This window comes from Marinobacter sp. L-13 (assembly GCF_056857715.1).
This window is the reverse complement of sequence record NZ_JBSXNQ010000068.1, coordinates 94,107-111,038: the sequence shown is the minus strand read 5'-3', so window position 1 is coordinate 111,038 and position 16,932 is coordinate 94,107. Positions and strand designations below refer to the sequence as shown.

Below are 16,932 nucleotides of genomic sequence, written 5' to 3'. Positions count from 1 at the left end.
CGACAATGATTGAGCAAGGCCTGGCGTCGGCGCTGATGGATGCGGCGGTTGATGCCATTATCGTTATCGATGACAAAGGAATCATTCAGCAGTTCTCTGAGTCTGCGACAGTGCTTTTCGGCTATGCTCCCGAGGAGGTATTGGGTAATAACGTGTCCATGCTCATGCCTGAGCCCGACGCCCGGCATCATGACCAATACATTGAAAACTACAAAAGCAGCGGCGTTGGAAAAATTATTGGCATCGGTCGTGATGTCCGGGGCCAGCGGAAAAACGGCCAAACCTTCCCAATGCACCTATCCGTAGGCGAGACCAGGCTTGCTGACCAACATCTGTTTGTCGGCATCTGCCACGACCTAAGCAGTTATAAAAATGCACTCGACAAGCTTGCCGCAGCAGAGGAGCGCTATCGGGAAATCGTCCAGGCGCAGAAACAGTTTATCCTTCGCCTCGACAGCGATTTCCGCATTACCTTTGCTAATGCCTCATTTACCAGGGCCCTGGGCACAGAGAACACCGACATTATCGGCGCCCCCATCACGGTCTTCTTCAATGAACCGGGCCACCATATCCGTCAACGACTGGCCTCACTGTTCAATGATAAGGATGCGTCTGAAGAGATTGCCGTCAAAGTGACGATGATTGGAAAAGATGGCGCGCAAACGCTGGTCGAATGGAGCTTTCGAAGGACCTCGGCGCCCGGAAGCGATGATGCCGAGGTACAGGGCTTTGGCATCGACGTATCTGAACAGGAGCAGGCACTCCAGCAGGCACACTACCTCAGGACACACGATCCTTTAACTGGTTTGCTCAACAAACAAACACTGGTTGAAGATTGCAAGGTCTGGTTCAAAAGCGCCAGTCCCGGGGCGCTCCTCTTCATCGATATTGAACATTTCAGCCTTATCAATCAGCGTTATGGCTACGAGATTGGCGATGCAGTTCTTATCAAGCTTGCCAACCGTATCGGTCGCGCTATTCAGCGCGCCAATCATTGCGCGCGCGCAGGAGCGGATACGTTCCTTGTCGCACTGCATGTCAGCAGCCGTGCAGACGCAGAGGCTATTGCTGAACGCATTGTCGACTACGTTTCGAAGCCTTTTAAACTTCGGGAAAACCAGTTGAACGTGAGGGCAACCATCGGGATTGCGATGTACCCTGCGGATTCCGGGGTTGTTGAAGTATTACCGGAATTGGCGGAGTCCGCCAAAGGGTCTGCACGGCGACGCAACCAGCGTATCGGCGTTTTTGATTCCGAACATCACAGGGTTCTTCATCGGCAAATAGAAATAGAGCAGGGGCTGAAGGATGCCATCGAGAATCGGCAACTGGCAGTCTATCTGCAACCAAAATACAAGTGTGCTGATCGATCGATAGCCGGCTATGAGGCTTTGGTTCGCTGGCACCATCCAAAGGAGGGATTTGTCTCTCCGGGTGAATTTGTTCCCATCGCGGAAAAATCCTCTCTGGGCCTGGAGCTGGATCGGTATGTTCTGAGTCAGGTTTTTGCACTTATATCGACCGCTCGAGCCACGATTCCCGGTTTCCCACCGGTCGCCATCAACATAACACCAGCACACTTTTCACAGGCGGATTTCCACAAGTGGGTATTGGCGAGCATCGCAGAGGCGCAGATTCCGATCGAAAGCGTCGAACTCGAGATTACCGAGGGTGCGGTCATGGAACGGTCGGAAGAAGCCCATCATAACCTTGATGCGCTTCGCACCCAGGGTGTCCGTATCGCTATTGATGATTTCGGCACTGGTTACTCTTCACTGAACTATCTGCGATACCTCGGCATTGATGACCTGAAAATCGACAAAACCTTTGTGGATGAGGTCTCGACGGAAAAAGGAGCAGTGATCGTCAAATCCATTATTGATATCGCCGTCGCTCACAATATTCAGGTTATTGCAGAGGGCGTAGAAACTGTTGAGCAGTTCGAACTGTTACGTGAAATGGGTTGTCATCTGTGCCAGGGCTATCTACTGTCGAGGCCGTTACCTGTTGAAGAAGCCATTGAACTTTTTTCCCAGCAGTCGTCTGGTCAAACAAGGTGAGTCAGAACCATGGACAGCAGTACCCTGGAGAAGCGTCGGCTCACAGCACTTGAGCGCCTGGGCATCCTTGATACGCCCCCGGAAGATCGGTTCGAAAGGCTCACCCGGATTGCCCGCCAATACTATGGCGTGAAAACCGCGCTCTTTTCGATAATTGATAGCGAACGGCAGTGGTTCAAATCCCGCCAGGGCCTCGAAGCCAGCCAAACCCCCCGCTCCGTTGCTTTTTGCGATTACGCAATCCAGCAGGACAAGGCGTTTATAGTGTCGGACGCCACGAAAGATCCACGCTTTTCGCAAAATCCCCTTGTGACCGGCTTCCCCAATATTCGATTCTATGCCGGCATGCCGGTGCGCGAGCCAACCGGTTTCAAAATCGGCACGATCTGCATTATCGACGATAAGCCGAGGGATTTCGGGGAATTGGACCTCGATATCCTTCGCAACCTGGCCACGATGATAGAAGACGAACTCGAGCGAACCTACCTGTCGATCGAAAACCATGAGTTCGTCGAGGTTTCCCACCTCAACCGGTCGATCCAGAGGGCCCTGAACGTCTTTCTTACCAGTGATAACCAGCATGCTGCCTTCGAGCAAATGCTGAATGACATGCTGTCTCTCACAGGCAGCCAGTTCGGTTTCATCGGTGAGACCCTGTTCCGGCCCAACGGCGACCCTTATCTGAAAATCGGCGCGATCACCAACATTGCCTGGAATCCGAAAACACAGGCGCTTTACCAGCAGGTGGAAAGGCGAGGGCTGGTTTTCGACCGCCTTGATACCCTAATTGCCCTTCCGATGACCACGGGAGAAGTTGTGGTCTCGAAGGATGTTACCACCGACCCCCGCCGTGGAGGATTGCCGGAGGGGCACCCAAACATCGACGCCTATATCGGCATTCCGGTCTTCTCGGGCGATCAACAGGTGGGGCTCGTAGGGCTGGCCAATCGCCTCGGGGGATATAAGGTCAGGCTAGCCGAAGAGTTGGAGCCACTGCTACAAACCCTCGGGAACCTGATTGAACGGAAGCGCCTGCATCACGAAAAACAACAGCATCAGGAACGCCTTGAAAAAGCCGCCAATTATGACGCCCTTACTGGGTTGCCCAACCGCCGGAGACTCACGGAAATCTTCACCCAGGAGCTCCATGAGGCTAATCTCCGCCATGGCACGGTGGCGCTCTGCTTCATTGATCTGGACGGTTTCAAAGCCATCAACGATCACCACGGCCATGCATTGGGCGACGCTGTTCTGAAGATCATTTCCGAACGTCTGAAAGCCACTATACGGCAACACGATGCCATCGGCAGACTCGGGGGCGATGAATTCGTCGCTGTTCTCAGGGATGTCGAAGACTCAACAGTCTACAACCGGATTCTGGAAGCTATCCGCCGGCCCATCAGCTACCAGAATGCCGTCATGAAACTGTCGGCCAGTATGGGGGTGACCGTTTATCCCGATGACGCCGAAGACCCGGACACGCTGCTTCGGCATGCCGATCAAGCCATGTATGCGGCCAAAGATTCGGGAAAGGATACCTATAGCCTGTTTGATCTGGCGTCTCACTTTAATCGCAAGGAGCGAGTTCGTGTACTCGAACAGGTTGACGAAGCGCTGGCGAAAAAACAGTTCGAACTCTACTACCAGCCGAAGATCAACTACCGCACCGGAACGGTTGAGGGTTTTGAAGCACTGATTCGCTGGAACCACCCGGAGGAGGGACTCCTTTCCCCGGCGCGCTTTCTGGAGCACCTGGAGTTTACCGACTACGCCAGACAGGTTGGACTGTTCGTGATGGAAAGCGCGGTCAGCGTGATCTGTGACTTCATGAGCCTGGGGCTGCCGTATACTCTCAGTATCAACCTCAGCCCCTCCCATTTCCTGAGTGAACACTTCCCGGACGATATCACAGGCACGCTGAACGAGTGCCCTCACGAAGTGCGTGACCGGCTGATCATTGAAATCCTGGAAACGACGGCATTGGACGATACCACTACCGTCATGAAGAATCTCAGTGTCTGTCGCAATACCGGTCTTTGCATCTCCCTGGACGATTTCGGAACCGGCTACTCGTCACTGAATTACTTCCGGACATTGCCGGCCCAGGAAGTAAAAATCGACCGAACCTTTGTGGGCGATCTGATAGGAAACCAGGATAACTCGATGATCGTAGAAGCTATTTTACGCCTGTCCCAGAGTTTTCAGAGGCGCACTGTGGCGGAAGGGGTGGAGACCGCCGAGCAGGAACAACGTCTCCTCGAACTTGGCTGTGATGTCGGACAGGGCTACCGGTACAGTCCACCTCTGCCACTGGCAGAAGCGCTCGACTGGGCCAATAATTTCAATTGGGCTCGTTACCATTCGGGCCACAACTAGCCGCGAACAAGCGGCGTTCGTGTGAGGGATCACATGCACCTGACTGCAGAAACCAGGCTCAATGCCATTCTTGACGGCACCGGGGCAGGCACCTGGGAATACAACCTGGACACCGGCGAAATCATTTTTAATGAACGCTGGGCCACCATGCTGGGTTACACCCTGGAAGAGCTTTCGCCATTGTCGTTCCAGACCTGGGAAAAGCTCAGTCATCCCACCGATATCGAGTCAGCAAACCAGGCATTGACCGCGTACCTGAGCGGTGATGCCCACCAGTTTGAATGCGTGGTGCGTATGCTTCACAAGGACGGAGACTGGCGTTACATCCACACCCGCGGGACCCTGTTCAACAATGACCAGACGGCAGAAAGCCGTTGGCTGATGGGTACACATCTTGATGTCACGGAAGAGAAAGTTTCCCAACACCAGTTGCAACAGCTTGCCGAATCTCTCCCGGGGGTCATTTATACCTTTACCCTCAACAAAGATGGCAGCTTTCACTTCCCCTACATGAGTCGCAAGGCCAAGGATTTTTATGGCTTAACAGCAGAGGAAACCCGAACCAACCCGGAACGGATGTTTGAAGCCATTCATACGGAAGATATTTCAAGAGTCCACGAAACCATAGAGCGCTCCCGCAAGACGCTAAGCGAATGGGTTTGCGACTACCGGATCATCAAGGACGGCGAAATCCGATGGCTAAGAGGTGTCTCCCAGCCGGAGAGAAATCCGGACGGCAGCACTACCTGGCACGGTGTTATTACTGACATCGACGATCAGAAACGCCTGGAATTCCAGCTGGAAGCTTTGACGATTACCGATGAACTGACAGGGCTCTATAACCGGAGATACCTGCTCAGAAAGCTTGAGGAACTGGAAGAACAATCCGCCCGTTACGACCATCCTTTCTCATTACTCTCCCTGGACATTGATTTCTTCAAAAGCGTCAACGATTCCTGGGGCCATCTTACCGGCGATACGGTATTGCGCACGGTGGCCAATCTGATCGAAACACGGACTCGCAAGACTGATATTGTCGCCCGAACCGGGGGGGAGGAGTTTATCGTTCTGATGCCTCACACCACGTTGAGTGATGCCCGCCACGTTGCCGAATCCCTGCGTATCGGCATGGAGACGGAGAGCTTTGTCAGCGACGATGGCACCCCTTTCAATGTTACCTTGAGTGCCGGGGTCGTATGCTGGAGCAGAAGTATAAACGGTGTTCGGGAGCTGTTGTCAGCCTGCGATCAACTGCTTTATCAGGCCAAGAGAGCGGGCAGAAATCAGGTGGTAGTCAGCGAAATCGGCGCTGAAAAGAGCTGACAGGCAAAAAACAGCGTATTCTGGCTCTCCACACAACCATGAACGGAGAAAGAGTATGATCGGATACGTCACCCTTGGCGTCAGTGATATGGAACGAGCAAAGGCATTCTATGCCGATTTGTTAAGCGACCAGGGGGCCAAGGTGCTTCTGGACATGGGCCGCATCGCTTTTATCGGCAAAAGCATGAGTGCCCCCATGCTCGCGGTGTGCGTTCCCTTCAATGAAGAACCCAACCATCCCGGCAACGGCAATATGGTCGCCCTTCCCGCGGGTTCCAAAGAGAATGTGGATGCCATGTACAAGAAAGCGATCGAGCTTGGTGCTACCTGCGACGGTGAGCCCGGGCAGCGAATTCCGGACCAGTTCTACGGCGCCTATGTGAAAGACCCGGACGGTAACAAGCTGGCGTTCTTTGTATTCGGTTGATTAATTGCGGCCCTCAGACGAGGGCCGCAATTTTTACATTTTCAGCTTACCGCTGTCGCCACTTCCGCCTTGCCGGTTTTCAGCAACGCGTAACCGAAACCGATCACCAGTGATCCCACGGTAATCGCAATCAGATAGGGCAATACGGTACTAACCGCATTCGGAATGGCAAGCACAAACAGCCCGCCGTGGGGTGCCATCAGCTTGACGGTGAACAGCATCGACAGGGCACCGGTAATTGCGCCACCGATCATACACACCGGGATAACCCGCAACGGATCCTTTGCCATAAACGGTATTGCACCTTCCGAGATGAAGCACAATCCCAAGACAAATGATGCCCGTCCGGCCTGGCGTTCCGCCTCTGCAAACTTACGCCGGGCGATGAACGACGCCACACCCATGCCGATGGCCGGTACCATTCCTGCCGCCATGATGGCCGCCATGGGTGCCGAGCCGCCGCTGCCCTCAGACAGCAGACCCACGCCGAAGGTATAGGCCGCCTTGTTGACAGGTCCTCCCAGGTCAAAGCACATCATGGCGCCCAGAATGCCACCAAGCAGGATCGCATTGGTCGTTCCCATACTCTCGAGGAAACCGGTCAGGGCGCCCATGATGGCGGCCATGGGCTCTCCGATCACATAGATCATCCCCAGGCCCGTCACCAGACTGGCCAGCAAGGGAATAATGAGGATCGGCTTCAGCGATTCGATGCTCTCTGGCATCGGCAGTTTCTGGCTGATAAACCGCGCCACATAGCCAGCCAGGAAACCCGCCACAATACCGCCGAGGAACCCAGCTCCTAACTCACCCGCCAGAAACCCACCGATCATGCCCGGGGCCAGACCGGGACGGTCGGCAATCGACCAGGCGATGTAACCAGCCAGTAATGGAATCATCAGCTTGAACGCCGTGCCGCCACCAATCTGCATCAGGGCAGCGGCCAGCGTGCCTTCCTCCTGAAACGCTTCAATCCCGAACACGAAGGACAGGGCGATCAGCAAACCGCCAGCCACCACCATGGGCAGCATAAAAGAGACACCGGTCAGCAGGTGCTTGTAAGGCCCCTTTTTCTCTCCACTTCCGGAAGCGCCAGACGTTTTCTTCTGGCCGGCGTTCAGAACCACGGCCTGTTCCAGGGCATCACGGATGGTATCGGCTGGTTTTTTCAGGGCGGCACCGGTCGAGGTCCGCCAGACCCGCTTGCCAAAGAAGCGGCCCGGATCTACCTCAATATCACAGGCCAGGATCACCACATCGGCAGCCGCAATTTCCTCCTCCGTCAGCGGATCCTGGGCGCCGACCGACCCCTGGGTTTCTACACGGATCTTGTGGCCCGCGGATTCCGCGGCAGCGGTCAGTGCCTCCGCCGCCATAAAGGTATGGGCGACGCCAGTGGGACAGGCAGTAACGGCAACGATCCGCTTACCGGCAGAGCCACTGCCGACACCGGGACTGGTTGCGATAGATTCCTGACTGGCCATTGCCGGGTCCCAGGGTGTGGCCTCCGCCTGCGCCCGGGTGAGGATGGCGTCCGGGTCTGGCAGGGCCGCGGTGACCGGAATCTGCAGCAGCCGCTTGCCTGCATAGGCGTCCAGATCTACCGGGACACCGACCGCGGCAATAACAAGATCGGCCTGTCGGATAGCCTCTTCGCTGGGCTTGTTGTCGGCTTTACCATCCGGGCCTCGAGTATCAGTGGTAACAGACCAGCCGCGCCGGTTCGCCGCACGCTCAAGGGCCCGGGCAGCCAGAAAACGAGTCGCCACGCCCTGGGGGCAGGCAGTCACAATGATCAGATTCATAACCGTATCTCTCCGGTGTTGTTTTCCGCGGGCCACGGCTGCACCCGGGTTTGTTGGAGAAGGGAGGGAAAGTCCGGGGCCTCGGGGTCTCCGACACCAATGTGTTGCACACATTCGGCAGACAAAGCCGTGGCGAACGCCAACACTGTGTCTTCAGACTGTCCACCAAGCACGCCATGGAGCATGCCTGCGAGCAAGGTATCGCCGGCGCACACGGTGCTGACCAGCGAGACCGGGGGTACCCGGGACCTCAGGATGCCGGCCGGCGACGACCAGAACACGCCGTCTGCACCCATGGATACCACCACGTGGGACACGCCACCGGCACGGATGCCGTCAACCGTAGCTGCCACTGAGGCCAAATCCTTCAGGGGTGTGCCGGCCCAGTCAGACAGCTCGTCCGTGTTGGGTTTGATGGCGTAGGGACCAGCTTTGATGCCGGCCTTCAGGCCCGCGCCACTGGTATCCAGCCATACCGGTTTGTCTGCTTGGGAAGCTTGCTCGACAAGGTTTGCCAATCCAGAAGGCGGAAAGCCATCTGGCAAACTGCCTCCGATGACCACCGCGTCGCATTCCGGCAGCAGGGATTTAAGGCGGAGTTGAAGGCGCTGAACTGCGTCATCCGGGACCCGGAAACCGGGGCCATTCAGATCGGTTACCCGGCCGCCAGCCTCAGCAATCTTGATGTTGTTTCGGTTCTGGCCGGGAACGCGTACAAAACTGTCCTGCAGGCCCTCTGCCTCAAACAGACGTTCAAAGGGCGCAGCATTGGCGTCTCCCAACAGCCCTGCAACGGTGACCGAATGGCCCAGACGCGCCAGCACCCGAGCTACATTGATGCCTTTTCCGGCCGGCTCCATCAGGGTATGACCTGTGCGATTTACCTCTCCGAGAGCGAGGGGCGCCGTTTCAACACTCAGATCGAGAGCCGGATTCAGGGTGATTGTCAGGATACGGGCCATCACCAGGCCTCCAGGGCATCACGTACCTCGGACGCCGTTGCCAGAGACAGCGCCTTTTCAGCCTGTTGTCGGGCGTTTTCAAGGTTCAGACCGCGAATACAGGCCTTAACCAGGGGCACCCGACGACTGGTCACAGACAGTTCGTCGACATCCAGCCCGACCAGAACCGGAATCGCCTGGGGATCTGAGGCCAGCTCCCCACACACCCCGACCCAACGGTTGTGGGCATGGGCAGCTTCCACGGTCATCCGGATCAGCCGCAATACCGAGGGGTGCAGTCCATCCGATTCCGCAGAGAGCTGCCCGTGGCCGCGGTCGATGGCCAGTGTGTACTGGGTCAGGTCATTGGTACCTATCGAGAAGAAATCCACTTCCGGCGCCAGGGTCGAAGCCAGCAAGGCACAGGAGGGCACTTCAATCATCACGCCGACCTGAACATTACTGGCCGAAACCTCGCTCTGGACTTTTGTAACAATCGCCCTGGCTGCTCGGAACTCCTCGAGATCCTTCACCATGGGGAACATGATGCGAAGGGGGCGATCACCTGCCGCGGTCAGCAGGGCCCTGACCTGGGTTTCCAGAATGTCCGGGCGGGTCAGTGACAAGCGGATGCCACGCATGCCCAGAAACGGGTTGTCTTCCTGGGGTAACGGCCAGTAATCCAGCGGCTTGTCGCCACCCACATCCAGGGTACGGGCTACCAGGGGCAAACCGTCCAGGGCATCGAATGCGTTCTGGTATTCAGTGACTTGAGTGGCCAGATCCGGCGCTTCCGGATGGGCCATGAAAATGAACTCGGTTCGAAGCAGGCCTACACCGTCGGCGCCCCGTTCAACAGCATCCGGGGTGTGGGCGGTGTTGCCGAGATTGGCGCAGACTTCGATGGTATGGCCATCTACGGTGGTAGCAGGTTGATTGCGGTTCTCATGAGCTTCGGCCTGCAACGCTTCCAGTTGTTGCAGACGGCGACGGATCTTCTCGCAGCGTTCGGCCCCGGGGTTCGGCACCAGGCAACCCCGTTCGCCATCCACCACCAGATCGGAGCCATTCAGGATTGTCAGTATTCGCTCACCGGCACCCACGACCGCAGGCAGCCCCAGGGCTCGGGCCAAAATCGCACTGTGGGACGTCGCTCCCCCGCGGGCTGTGACGAGGCCACGCACCCTGGTGGTATCCAGCCGAGCCACATCCGATGGCCCGAGATCGTCAGCCACCAGGATATAAGGAGTGTCCGGCGGCGTCGGCATGGCCACGCCACAGAGGTTGGACAGGACCCGGCGCCCGACATCCCGCAGATCCGCGGCACGTTCGGCCAGCAAACGGTCCGCCAGCGCTTCCTGGGCCCTGGCCGCGGTATCTATGGCTTTCCACCAACCTGCCTCGGCGGACGCCCCTTCGTTGATCGCTTCCAACGTAGCCTGGTAGAGATCTTCGTCCTGAAGCATTTCCACGTGAACCGAGAGAATAGGCGCGGCTTCGCCGCCTTCCGCCTGACGGATCAGGGTTCGAAGCTGACCGTCAGCACTATCGACGGCCTGTTTGAGGCGCTGGATCTGTTGTTCGCTATCTTCTGCGAATTGCGGATATTCAAGGGTCGGCTGTCGCATGACGAAAGCCGGTGCCAGCGACAGTCCGGGAGATGCGGCAACCGCTTTAACCGGCTGATCATCCGTCAGTGCGGGAGCCTGTTCGGCTTCAGGCACCTTGGTTTGCGGATCCGCAGACCGCAATGGAGAAACTTTTTCACCCAGGCCGCCTTCAATGGCGCTGGTCAGAGACTGAATGGCCTGGCTTGCGTCATCCCCAGTCGCCGAAAGCAGCAACGTCTGACCCCTGCGGGCGCCCAGGCCGATCACCCGAGTCAGGCTGGTAGCGGATACTGCGGCACCTTCGCCTTCCAACAGGCGCAACCGAATACTGGCATTGTGGCGACGCGCCTCCTGGACGAGTTGCTTGGCGGGTCGCGCGTGTAGGCCATGGGTATTCAACAGGGTGACTTTAGCCGTCACTGCGTCGGCCGCCTCGCCGGAAAGCCTTGCCAACAAAGCCTCAGCACTCAGGCCCAGAATAGGTTCATCACCAGCCAGGAAAGTATCGATGCGCTCCAGCAGGTCATGGCACTCATCACCGGGTCCGGCCAGACAGAACACCCCACGCAGCTCCGCAGTTGCACGCTTTGGTGTTGCCAATGAAAGGGTCGGGCGCCTGGCGCCAACAGTGTGGTGGGTCAGCCAGAAGCCCTGACCAAGGTCCACCGGCGGTTGGCCGACAATGCTGGCCAGAAAATCCGTGTCGACGCACCGCAAACTCTGCAGACGTGCAGCTGCAATCAAGGCCAGTTCGTTCGGTGTGGAGGCATCTATTCCCAGACAGAGCGTCTCGCTGTCGCATTTGGCAACGGCCGGAGCTTTGGAAAGCAAGGCAACCAGTTCCGCGGCATCCGTAGCATGGCCAAGCTTCTCAGCCAGTCCTGGCTTATCCAGTACCCGGGTCAAATGTCGGAGAATATCCAGGTGCTCGTCGGACTGTGCAGCGATGGCCACCAGTACATTTACCCGCGCACCATCGTGCCAGGTGACCCCCTCGGGGAATTGAAGAATGCGAACACCGGTTTCAAGGACGGCATCCCGGCTTTCCGGTGTACCGTGGGGAATGGCGATGCCGTTGCCCAATACCGTGGAAGACTGTTGTTCACGGGCGTTCATTCCAGCCAGGTATTCCGGGCAAGTCCGGCCAGCGCGCTCAAGGTCTCGAGCAGCCTGTTGCAGTGCGTCCTGCCAGTCAGAGGCAGTGGCACCCAATCGAACGTCATTGGCAGTTAGCGTCAGCATGAGGTTGCCTCGCTTTTTGTTTTGATACTGCGTATCAGTTTTTGTTTGCTGAATCGTGTCAGCATGCTTAAAATCGATGGTGAAACAGATATGATCAGAAATCAAGCAATCTTTTAATCGGAGCTGTCGTCCATGACCCTTGCAGAACTTGCCCGGCTTGCCGGCGTTTCAAGAACCACGGCCAGCTATGTCATTAATGGTCAGGGGGCTGCACGGCGCATCAAACAGGACACCATCGAAAAAGTGCTTACGGTGGCTCATAAGCACAACTTTCAGGTAGATACACAGGCGGCAGCGCTACGGGGTGGGGCCAGCCGGACCCTCGGATTTATTCTGCCGGATCTCGAGAACACCAGTTATGCCCGCCTGGCCAAATTGCTTGAGCAGGGCGCGAGGGCGAGAGGCTATCAGCTCCTGATTGCGGGCTCTGATGACGACCCCGAGACCGAAAAGTCCCTGGCCCGAGCACTGAAAGCAAGGCGCTGCGACGCCCTGATAGTCGCCAGCGCCCTGTCCCTGGACGACCCTTTTTATCCCCAACTGCAGAAAGAAGGTCTACCGGTGATTGCTGTCGATCGCGCCCAGTCTCCGGATCAGATTCGATGTGTGGTCAGCGACAACCGCTCAGCAGCCGAGATCCTGACCCGTTCTGTGCTGGGAGGAGAAACCGGCAGTATCGCCTGGCTGGATGCCGTGCCGGAGATCGCCATGACCCGGGAGCGCCGGGAAGGTTTTATGGCGGCCGCAAATGAGGCCGGCATTGCCCCGCTGGTAGAAAGTGGCCTCCACTACGATCGCGCCTCCGGTGCCGCAATGATGCGTCGGATCCTGACTGACCATGGCTTGCCGGATGCCTTGGTTACAGCCTCTTTCACACTGCTTCAAGGGGTTCTGGATGTTCTGCTCGATCAGCCGGACCCGCTTCCGAAGGCTCTGAAAATAGCGACCTTCGGCGATGACCGGCTGCTGGACTTTCTTCCACTGGCGGTCAACTCTCTGCCCCAGGATCATGAGGCCATCGCCAATGCGACACTTGAGCAGGCACTGTCGGCTATTGCACAGGAAGGCCCTGTAGACACCATAGTGATTAACCGGTCTCTGAAGACTCGGGCCGCGGATCGGCAGAGTCGCCCTGTGCAAACCACCAGCGCGGAAAAAACCTGCTGATGGCCGGCTGCAGAAACCGGTCATCAATGAGCCAGATCACCCCCCGGTCTTCCGGGGTGCGAATCACCCGCCCCGCCGCCTGGGCCACTTTCTGCAGCCCCGGAATCAGATAGGTGTAGTCATAGCCGGCGCCGAAGCGTTTTTCGAGGCGACCCTTCAGGATTTCATGCCAGGCATCGAACGGCGGCAAGCCCAGGGTGGCCACAAAGGAACCGATCAACTGATCGCCGGGCAGATCAATGCCTTCACTGAACACCCCGCCCAACACCGCAAACGCCACACTGCCCTCCGGGTTCCGGAAACCGGCCAGAAAGTCTGCTCGATGCTGAGGCGACATGCCCGGTTGCTGAGCTCGCTGGGGTATATCCGGCGCATGCTCCGCCAACGCGTCGCTGGCCTGCTTCGCGTATTTGAAGCTGCTGAAAAACGCCAGGTAATGCCCGGGCCGCTCACGGAACTGGCGGGCGATCAGGTCGGCAATCGGTTTGAGTGATGCCTCCCTGTGAGCCTGGCGGGTGCTGATACCAGGCGTGAACTGCACCTGCAGCTGGTCGGCGCTGAACGGGCTGGGCAAGGAGGTAAAACGGGAATCCTCGGGCAACCCCAGCAAATCCCGGAAGTAAACACCGGGGCTCAGGGTGGCGGAAAACAGCAGAACCGAATGCGCCGCCTCGAACCTTTCCCTCAGGAAATCCGCCGGAATGAGGTTCTGGATGGTCAGGCTGGCCCGCCCCCGACCGGCGCGCTGGAACTCACACAGGGAATGATCACCAAAGGAGTCCGCCAGCTTCATGAAGGCGACGCTTTCAAACAACAGCTCCTGCAGGGCCAGATCCGGGGGATTATCGGCCAGGTAATCGGTCAGATTCGAGACCATGGCCTGCAGGGCACCCAGCAATTGCGTCGGCAGTGTCTCCAGAAACTCCGGGCTTTCTGTATCAGCCTGGTAATCCCGGATCAGGCTCTGCCAGGCGCGGGCGGTGCGATCGATGGCGGATTTCAGCGGCTTCGGTGCGGTTTTTTTGATCCTCAGTAAGCGCTGCTGATCCAGCCGAACCGAATACATACCCCGGCCACGGTCCACCAGGTTATGGGCCTCATCCACCAGCACGCTGGCCTTCCAGCTGTTCTGGCGAATCAAACCGTGGAGCAGGGCGGATTGATCGAACAGCCGGTTCACATCCCCGATCACCACATCGCTCCACCGGGCCATTTCCTGGGCCAGAAAGTAGGGGCAAATATCGTGACCGGCGGCGATCTTCGCCAGAGTGTGCTGATCCAGCGTGCCTTCGCTCTGGGCGGCTTCCGCCCGGGCGTCAGGAAGCCGGTCGAAAAACCCTTTAGCCAGGGGGCAGGAATCGCCATGACAGGCCTTGTCCGGGTGCTCGCAGGCATCGTCTTTCGAGACCAGTTCCAATGTTCGCAGTGGCCAATGCTGGGCAGCTTGAGCCGAACGCAGGCGGGCTACCGCATCCATGGCCAGCTGACGGGCGGTATTGCGACAGGTGAGGTAGAACAGGCGGTCCTGGCCGGCTGCTGGCATCGCCATCAACGCCGGGAACAGGGTGCCGAGGGTCTTGCCCAGGCCTGTGGGGGCTTCCAGCAAAAGGGTGCCGGACTTTACCGAGTTTTTGTACACCGTCTCCGCCAGCTGGCGCTGCCGGGGGCGAAATGCGGGGAAGGGGAATCTAAGGCCTGAAAGCAGGACATTGCGCTGCTCGCGGTGATGTTCTTCCTGCTCAGCCCAGGCCTTGTAATGACTACACAGGGTTTCCAGTTCCTGCCAGAGCTCTTTGGCACTGGCGGTCTCCACCACTGGCGTTTCCTTGTCTCTTCCAGTGTCGTAATAGATCAGTGCCAGCTCCAGGGTTTTCCGGTTTTCCTGCCGGCACAACAGCGCGCCGTAGGCTCTCAGCTGAGCGCGATGGAGTGCCCGCTGATGCTCACGGATTCGGGACAGGTCGCCCCGATGGGTTTTGATCTCTTCCAGCCGGCCTCGGTGGGGGTTATAGATATCGGCGCGGCCGGAAAGCAATAACCCCATACATTCACCGGTCAGTAAATGCTCGCTTTTATAGCCGTAGCCGCGCCGGGACTGGATTGCCTGATGGCCAGCAATGCCCTCCTCGGCACTGGGTGCCGGGGTATAGCGGAAGTCCAGGTCGCCCTTACGCGCGGCAAACTCGCACAGAGTCCGGACGGCAACTGTCACCGTCATTCCATCGCCTCGCTCGCCTGCCATCGCACGTAACAAACACTGGCGGGGATGCCTTCAACCGCAAAGAACTCGAGCCAACGAATCTGGTGGTCCTGCAAACGGTCACCCGGCCCCTTCACTTCGATCATTTCATAACGCTTGTCAGGCTCAGCCGCATTGGGGAGAAACCGGATCAGATCAGGAAAGCCGCTACGATGCTCCCGGATATTCAACAGCAGGCGACGGAACAGGCGTTCCAGATCCGCCGGTGGCAGACAGTCCAGCGCCAGGCTCAGCAGTTCCTCGGTGATGACCGGCCAGATGACGAACGGATTGGTGGTGCCCTGTTTGGCCCGGTAATTCGCCAGTATCCGCTCCCGATAACTGCCATCCGCCAGCCGCGCAAAGCATTGCTCGAACGATCCCTTCCGACGGCTGACGAAATCTTCCCGGGTCAGGTCCGCCGGGCCCACATGGAAGGGATGGAAAAAGGCCCCCGGCACCGGCGCAAAAATGGTTTGCCAGCACAGAAGGCCGAACAGGCCGTTGATCAGGGTGTTCTCCACATAAAGCACGGGCGCCTCGTCCCGATACAGGTGGTCCCGTAAGGCGTATTCGACCGACCCGACCTCGGGCTTCGGCAGGGTCAGGGTGATCTCCCGGATGAGCGGCTGCTCCGGAGGAAGTGGCGGTATCTCGCCTAGCCGGCTCGCAAGCCGCTTGAGAATCCGCGTCAGACCCTTGGCTTCTGCATCGCTCAGTTCCTGGTTCTGCCACTCGGAGGCAATGGCCCAGGCTTCCCGGTGACGCTTCATCCGCTCCAGCAACCGGAGCCGTTTCAGCCGCGCTTCCCGATGGCCGCTGCTGGCGAAAGCCTCCAACGCCAGCTTCCGTTCCCCCTGGCGCTCTGCCTGCCGGCCCAATTCCAGCAACAGCCGGTCCCGGCGGCTGGTCAGCCAGGCGTTATCCGAGGGTGCCGGAACCGCCTGCCAAACCTCGTGGGCGAGTACGCCCTGGTCCAGCCATTCCCGGCACTGGTGCATGGCAAGATACAGGTCGACCTCTGAACGATACTGGAACGCCCGGGAATCAGGCGTGAAGGTCACCGGCTCATACTGCTGATGGCCCAGTTCCACCAGCACAAAATCGGACCAACTCTGGCGGAGGTTGCCGAAAAACATCAGGCGCACCCGGTCAAACAACGCCATGGTTTTGAGCCTGATAACCGGTCTGGCGTGCTGGCCGAGCCAGTCGGCAACGATCAGAGGGTCGGGAAATCGCAGAAGCAGAGCGTCCCGCATCCGGCCTTTGGGCAGGTTGGCGGGCTCTCCGGCCGCCTTTAAAAGCGGCTCCATGGCCGGACGCAGTTCTCCAAGCGTGAACAACCGAAACAGCTCATCCAGGCTGAGCAGAGGATCGGTGTCCAACCAGCCTGCCTCCATGATTTCGTCGAGGGCACGGGCCTCTGGTACGCCGAGCTCCGGATACTTGAGCTTGTCCGACCGGAAGAGATCGCCCGTGCGCATCACCATTCGGGTCAGCAAGGCCCGGGCCGGCATTGAAAGGGTATGAAAACTGGCCAGTCGATCCAGCTCTTCTGCTGTCAGCAAGTCACCGTGATGGCTCTGAACCCAGCCAAGGACGGTTTCCATGTTCTCGAGGTAATAGAGCGGATTATCGAGATCCGCAGTGGCCAGTTGTGTGCTCTGTCGCTTCGCCGGTGACATGGCCAGGTTGATCTTCCTTCAAGATGGTTCGGGAAAGTGACGCTACCACGTTGAGCC

10 protein-coding genes are annotated in these 16,932 nt (G+C 58.1%); 5 read left to right on the top strand and 5 right to left on the bottom strand.

Translation table 11 applies throughout. The features are described 5' to 3' along the window. Positions 1 to 5: 5 nt before the first annotated feature. Genes AC13DD_RS19690 through AC13DD_RS19675 form a run of 4 tightly spaced genes read left to right on the top strand, consistent with a single transcriptional unit; the run spans position 6 to position 6,186 of the window. Complete coding sequence (locus tag AC13DD_RS19690) at positions 6 to 2,060, top strand: putative bifunctional diguanylate cyclase/phosphodiesterase (protein ID WP_053113419.1); 2,055 nt, start codon at positions 6 to 8, stop codon at positions 2,058 to 2,060. 9 nt (positions 2,061 to 2,069) lie between these two features. Beyond that, on the top strand, positions 2,070 to 4,436 hold the full coding sequence (locus AC13DD_RS19685) for a sensor domain-containing phosphodiesterase (protein WP_053113418.1): 2,367 nt from the start codon (positions 2,070 to 2,072) through the stop codon (positions 4,434 to 4,436). Between the two features lie 33 nt (positions 4,437 to 4,469). Continuing rightward, positions 4,470 to 5,759 carry a sensor domain-containing diguanylate cyclase gene (locus AC13DD_RS19680; protein ID WP_053113417.1) on the top strand — a complete coding sequence of 430 codons (1,290 nt, stop codon included), beginning with the start codon at positions 4,470 to 4,472 and terminating at the stop codon, positions 5,757 to 5,759. Positions 5,760 to 5,814: 55 nt separating this feature from the next. Beyond that, a complete protein-coding gene (locus AC13DD_RS19675) occupies positions 5,815 to 6,186 on the top strand; it encodes a VOC family protein (RefSeq protein ID WP_053113416.1) in 372 nt (123 codons plus the stop codon). 41 nt (positions 6,187 to 6,227) lie between these two features. Here the strand turns inward: AC13DD_RS19675 and AC13DD_RS19670 are convergent, their stop codons facing one another. The 3 genes from AC13DD_RS19670 to ptsP are packed head-to-tail and all read right to left on the bottom strand — an operon-like array spanning position 6,228 to position 11,784. Continuing rightward, positions 6,228 to 7,991 carry a PTS fructose-like transporter subunit IIB gene (locus AC13DD_RS19670; RefSeq protein ID WP_482931630.1) on the bottom strand — a complete coding sequence of 588 codons (1,764 nt, stop codon included), beginning with the start codon at positions 7,989 to 7,991 and terminating at the stop codon, positions 6,228 to 6,230. Continuing rightward, on the bottom strand, positions 7,988 to 8,953 hold the full coding sequence (gene pfkB / locus AC13DD_RS19665) for a 1-phosphofructokinase (RefSeq protein WP_482931629.1): 966 nt from the start codon (positions 8,951 to 8,953) through the stop codon (positions 7,988 to 7,990). Before pfkB ends, AC13DD_RS19670 begins: the two co-directional genes overlap by 4 nt. Further along, on the bottom strand, positions 8,953 to 11,784 hold the full coding sequence (ptsP, locus tag AC13DD_RS19660; protein ID WP_405417737.1) for a phosphoenolpyruvate--protein phosphotransferase: 2,832 nt from the start codon (positions 11,782 to 11,784) through the stop codon (positions 8,953 to 8,955). Before ptsP ends, pfkB begins: the two co-directional genes overlap by 1 nt. 132 nt (positions 11,785 to 11,916) lie before the next feature. Here ptsP and cra point away from each other — a divergent pair, with 132 nt between their 5' ends. After that, complete coding sequence (gene cra / locus AC13DD_RS19655; protein ID WP_405417735.1) at positions 11,917 to 12,951, top strand: catabolite repressor/activator; 1,035 nt, start codon at positions 11,917 to 11,919, stop codon at positions 12,949 to 12,951. On the opposite strand, the gene AC13DD_RS19650 is transcribed toward cra, so the two are convergent. Then, on the bottom strand, positions 12,872 to 15,169 hold the full coding sequence (locus AC13DD_RS19650; protein WP_405417732.1) for a helicase C-terminal domain-containing protein: 2,298 nt from the start codon (positions 15,167 to 15,169) through the stop codon (positions 12,872 to 12,874). The two genes, cra and AC13DD_RS19650, sit on opposite strands and share 80 nt — an antisense overlap. Then, positions 15,166 to 16,875 (bottom strand): VRR-NUC domain-containing protein, encoded by a 1,710-nt coding sequence (locus AC13DD_RS19645; RefSeq protein ID WP_482931628.1) that lies wholly within the window; start codon positions 16,873 to 16,875, stop codon positions 15,166 to 15,168. Before AC13DD_RS19645 ends, AC13DD_RS19650 begins: the two co-directional genes overlap by 4 nt. Positions 16,876 to 16,932: the final 57 nt, after the last annotated feature.

Bases quoted from the DNA above. Each gene is read 5' to 3' on its own strand.
- AC13DD_RS19685 (WP_053113418.1), top strand. From the start codon at position 2,070: ATGGACAGCAGTACCCTGGAGAAGCGTCGGCTCACAGCACTTGAGCGC.
- cra (WP_405417735.1), top strand. From the start codon at position 11,917: ATGACCCTTGCAGAACTTGCCCGGCTTGCCGGCGTTTCAAGAACCACG.
- ptsP (WP_405417737.1), bottom strand. From the start codon at position 11,784: ATGCTGACGCTAACTGCCAATGACGTTCGATTGGGTGCCACTGCCTCT.
- AC13DD_RS19645 (WP_482931628.1), bottom strand. From the start codon at position 16,875: ATGTCACCGGCGAAGCGACAGAGCACACAACTGGCCACTGCGGATCTC.
- pfkB (WP_482931629.1), bottom strand. From the start codon at position 8,953: ATGGCCCGTATCCTGACAATCACCCTGAATCCGGCTCTCGATCTGAGT.
- AC13DD_RS19690 (WP_053113419.1), top strand. From the start codon at position 6: ATGATTGAGCAAGGCCTGGCGTCGGCGCTGATGGATGCGGCGGTTGAT.
- AC13DD_RS19675 (WP_053113416.1), top strand. From the start codon at position 5,815: ATGATCGGATACGTCACCCTTGGCGTCAGTGATATGGAACGAGCAAAG.
- AC13DD_RS19650 (WP_405417732.1), bottom strand. From the start codon at position 15,169: ATGACGGTGACAGTTGCCGTCCGGACTCTGTGCGAGTTTGCCGCGCGT.
- AC13DD_RS19670 (WP_482931630.1), bottom strand. From the start codon at position 7,991: ATGAATCTGATCATTGTGACTGCCTGCCCCCAGGGCGTGGCGACTCGT.
- AC13DD_RS19680 (WP_053113417.1), top strand. From the start codon at position 4,470: ATGCACCTGACTGCAGAAACCAGGCTCAATGCCATTCTTGACGGCACC.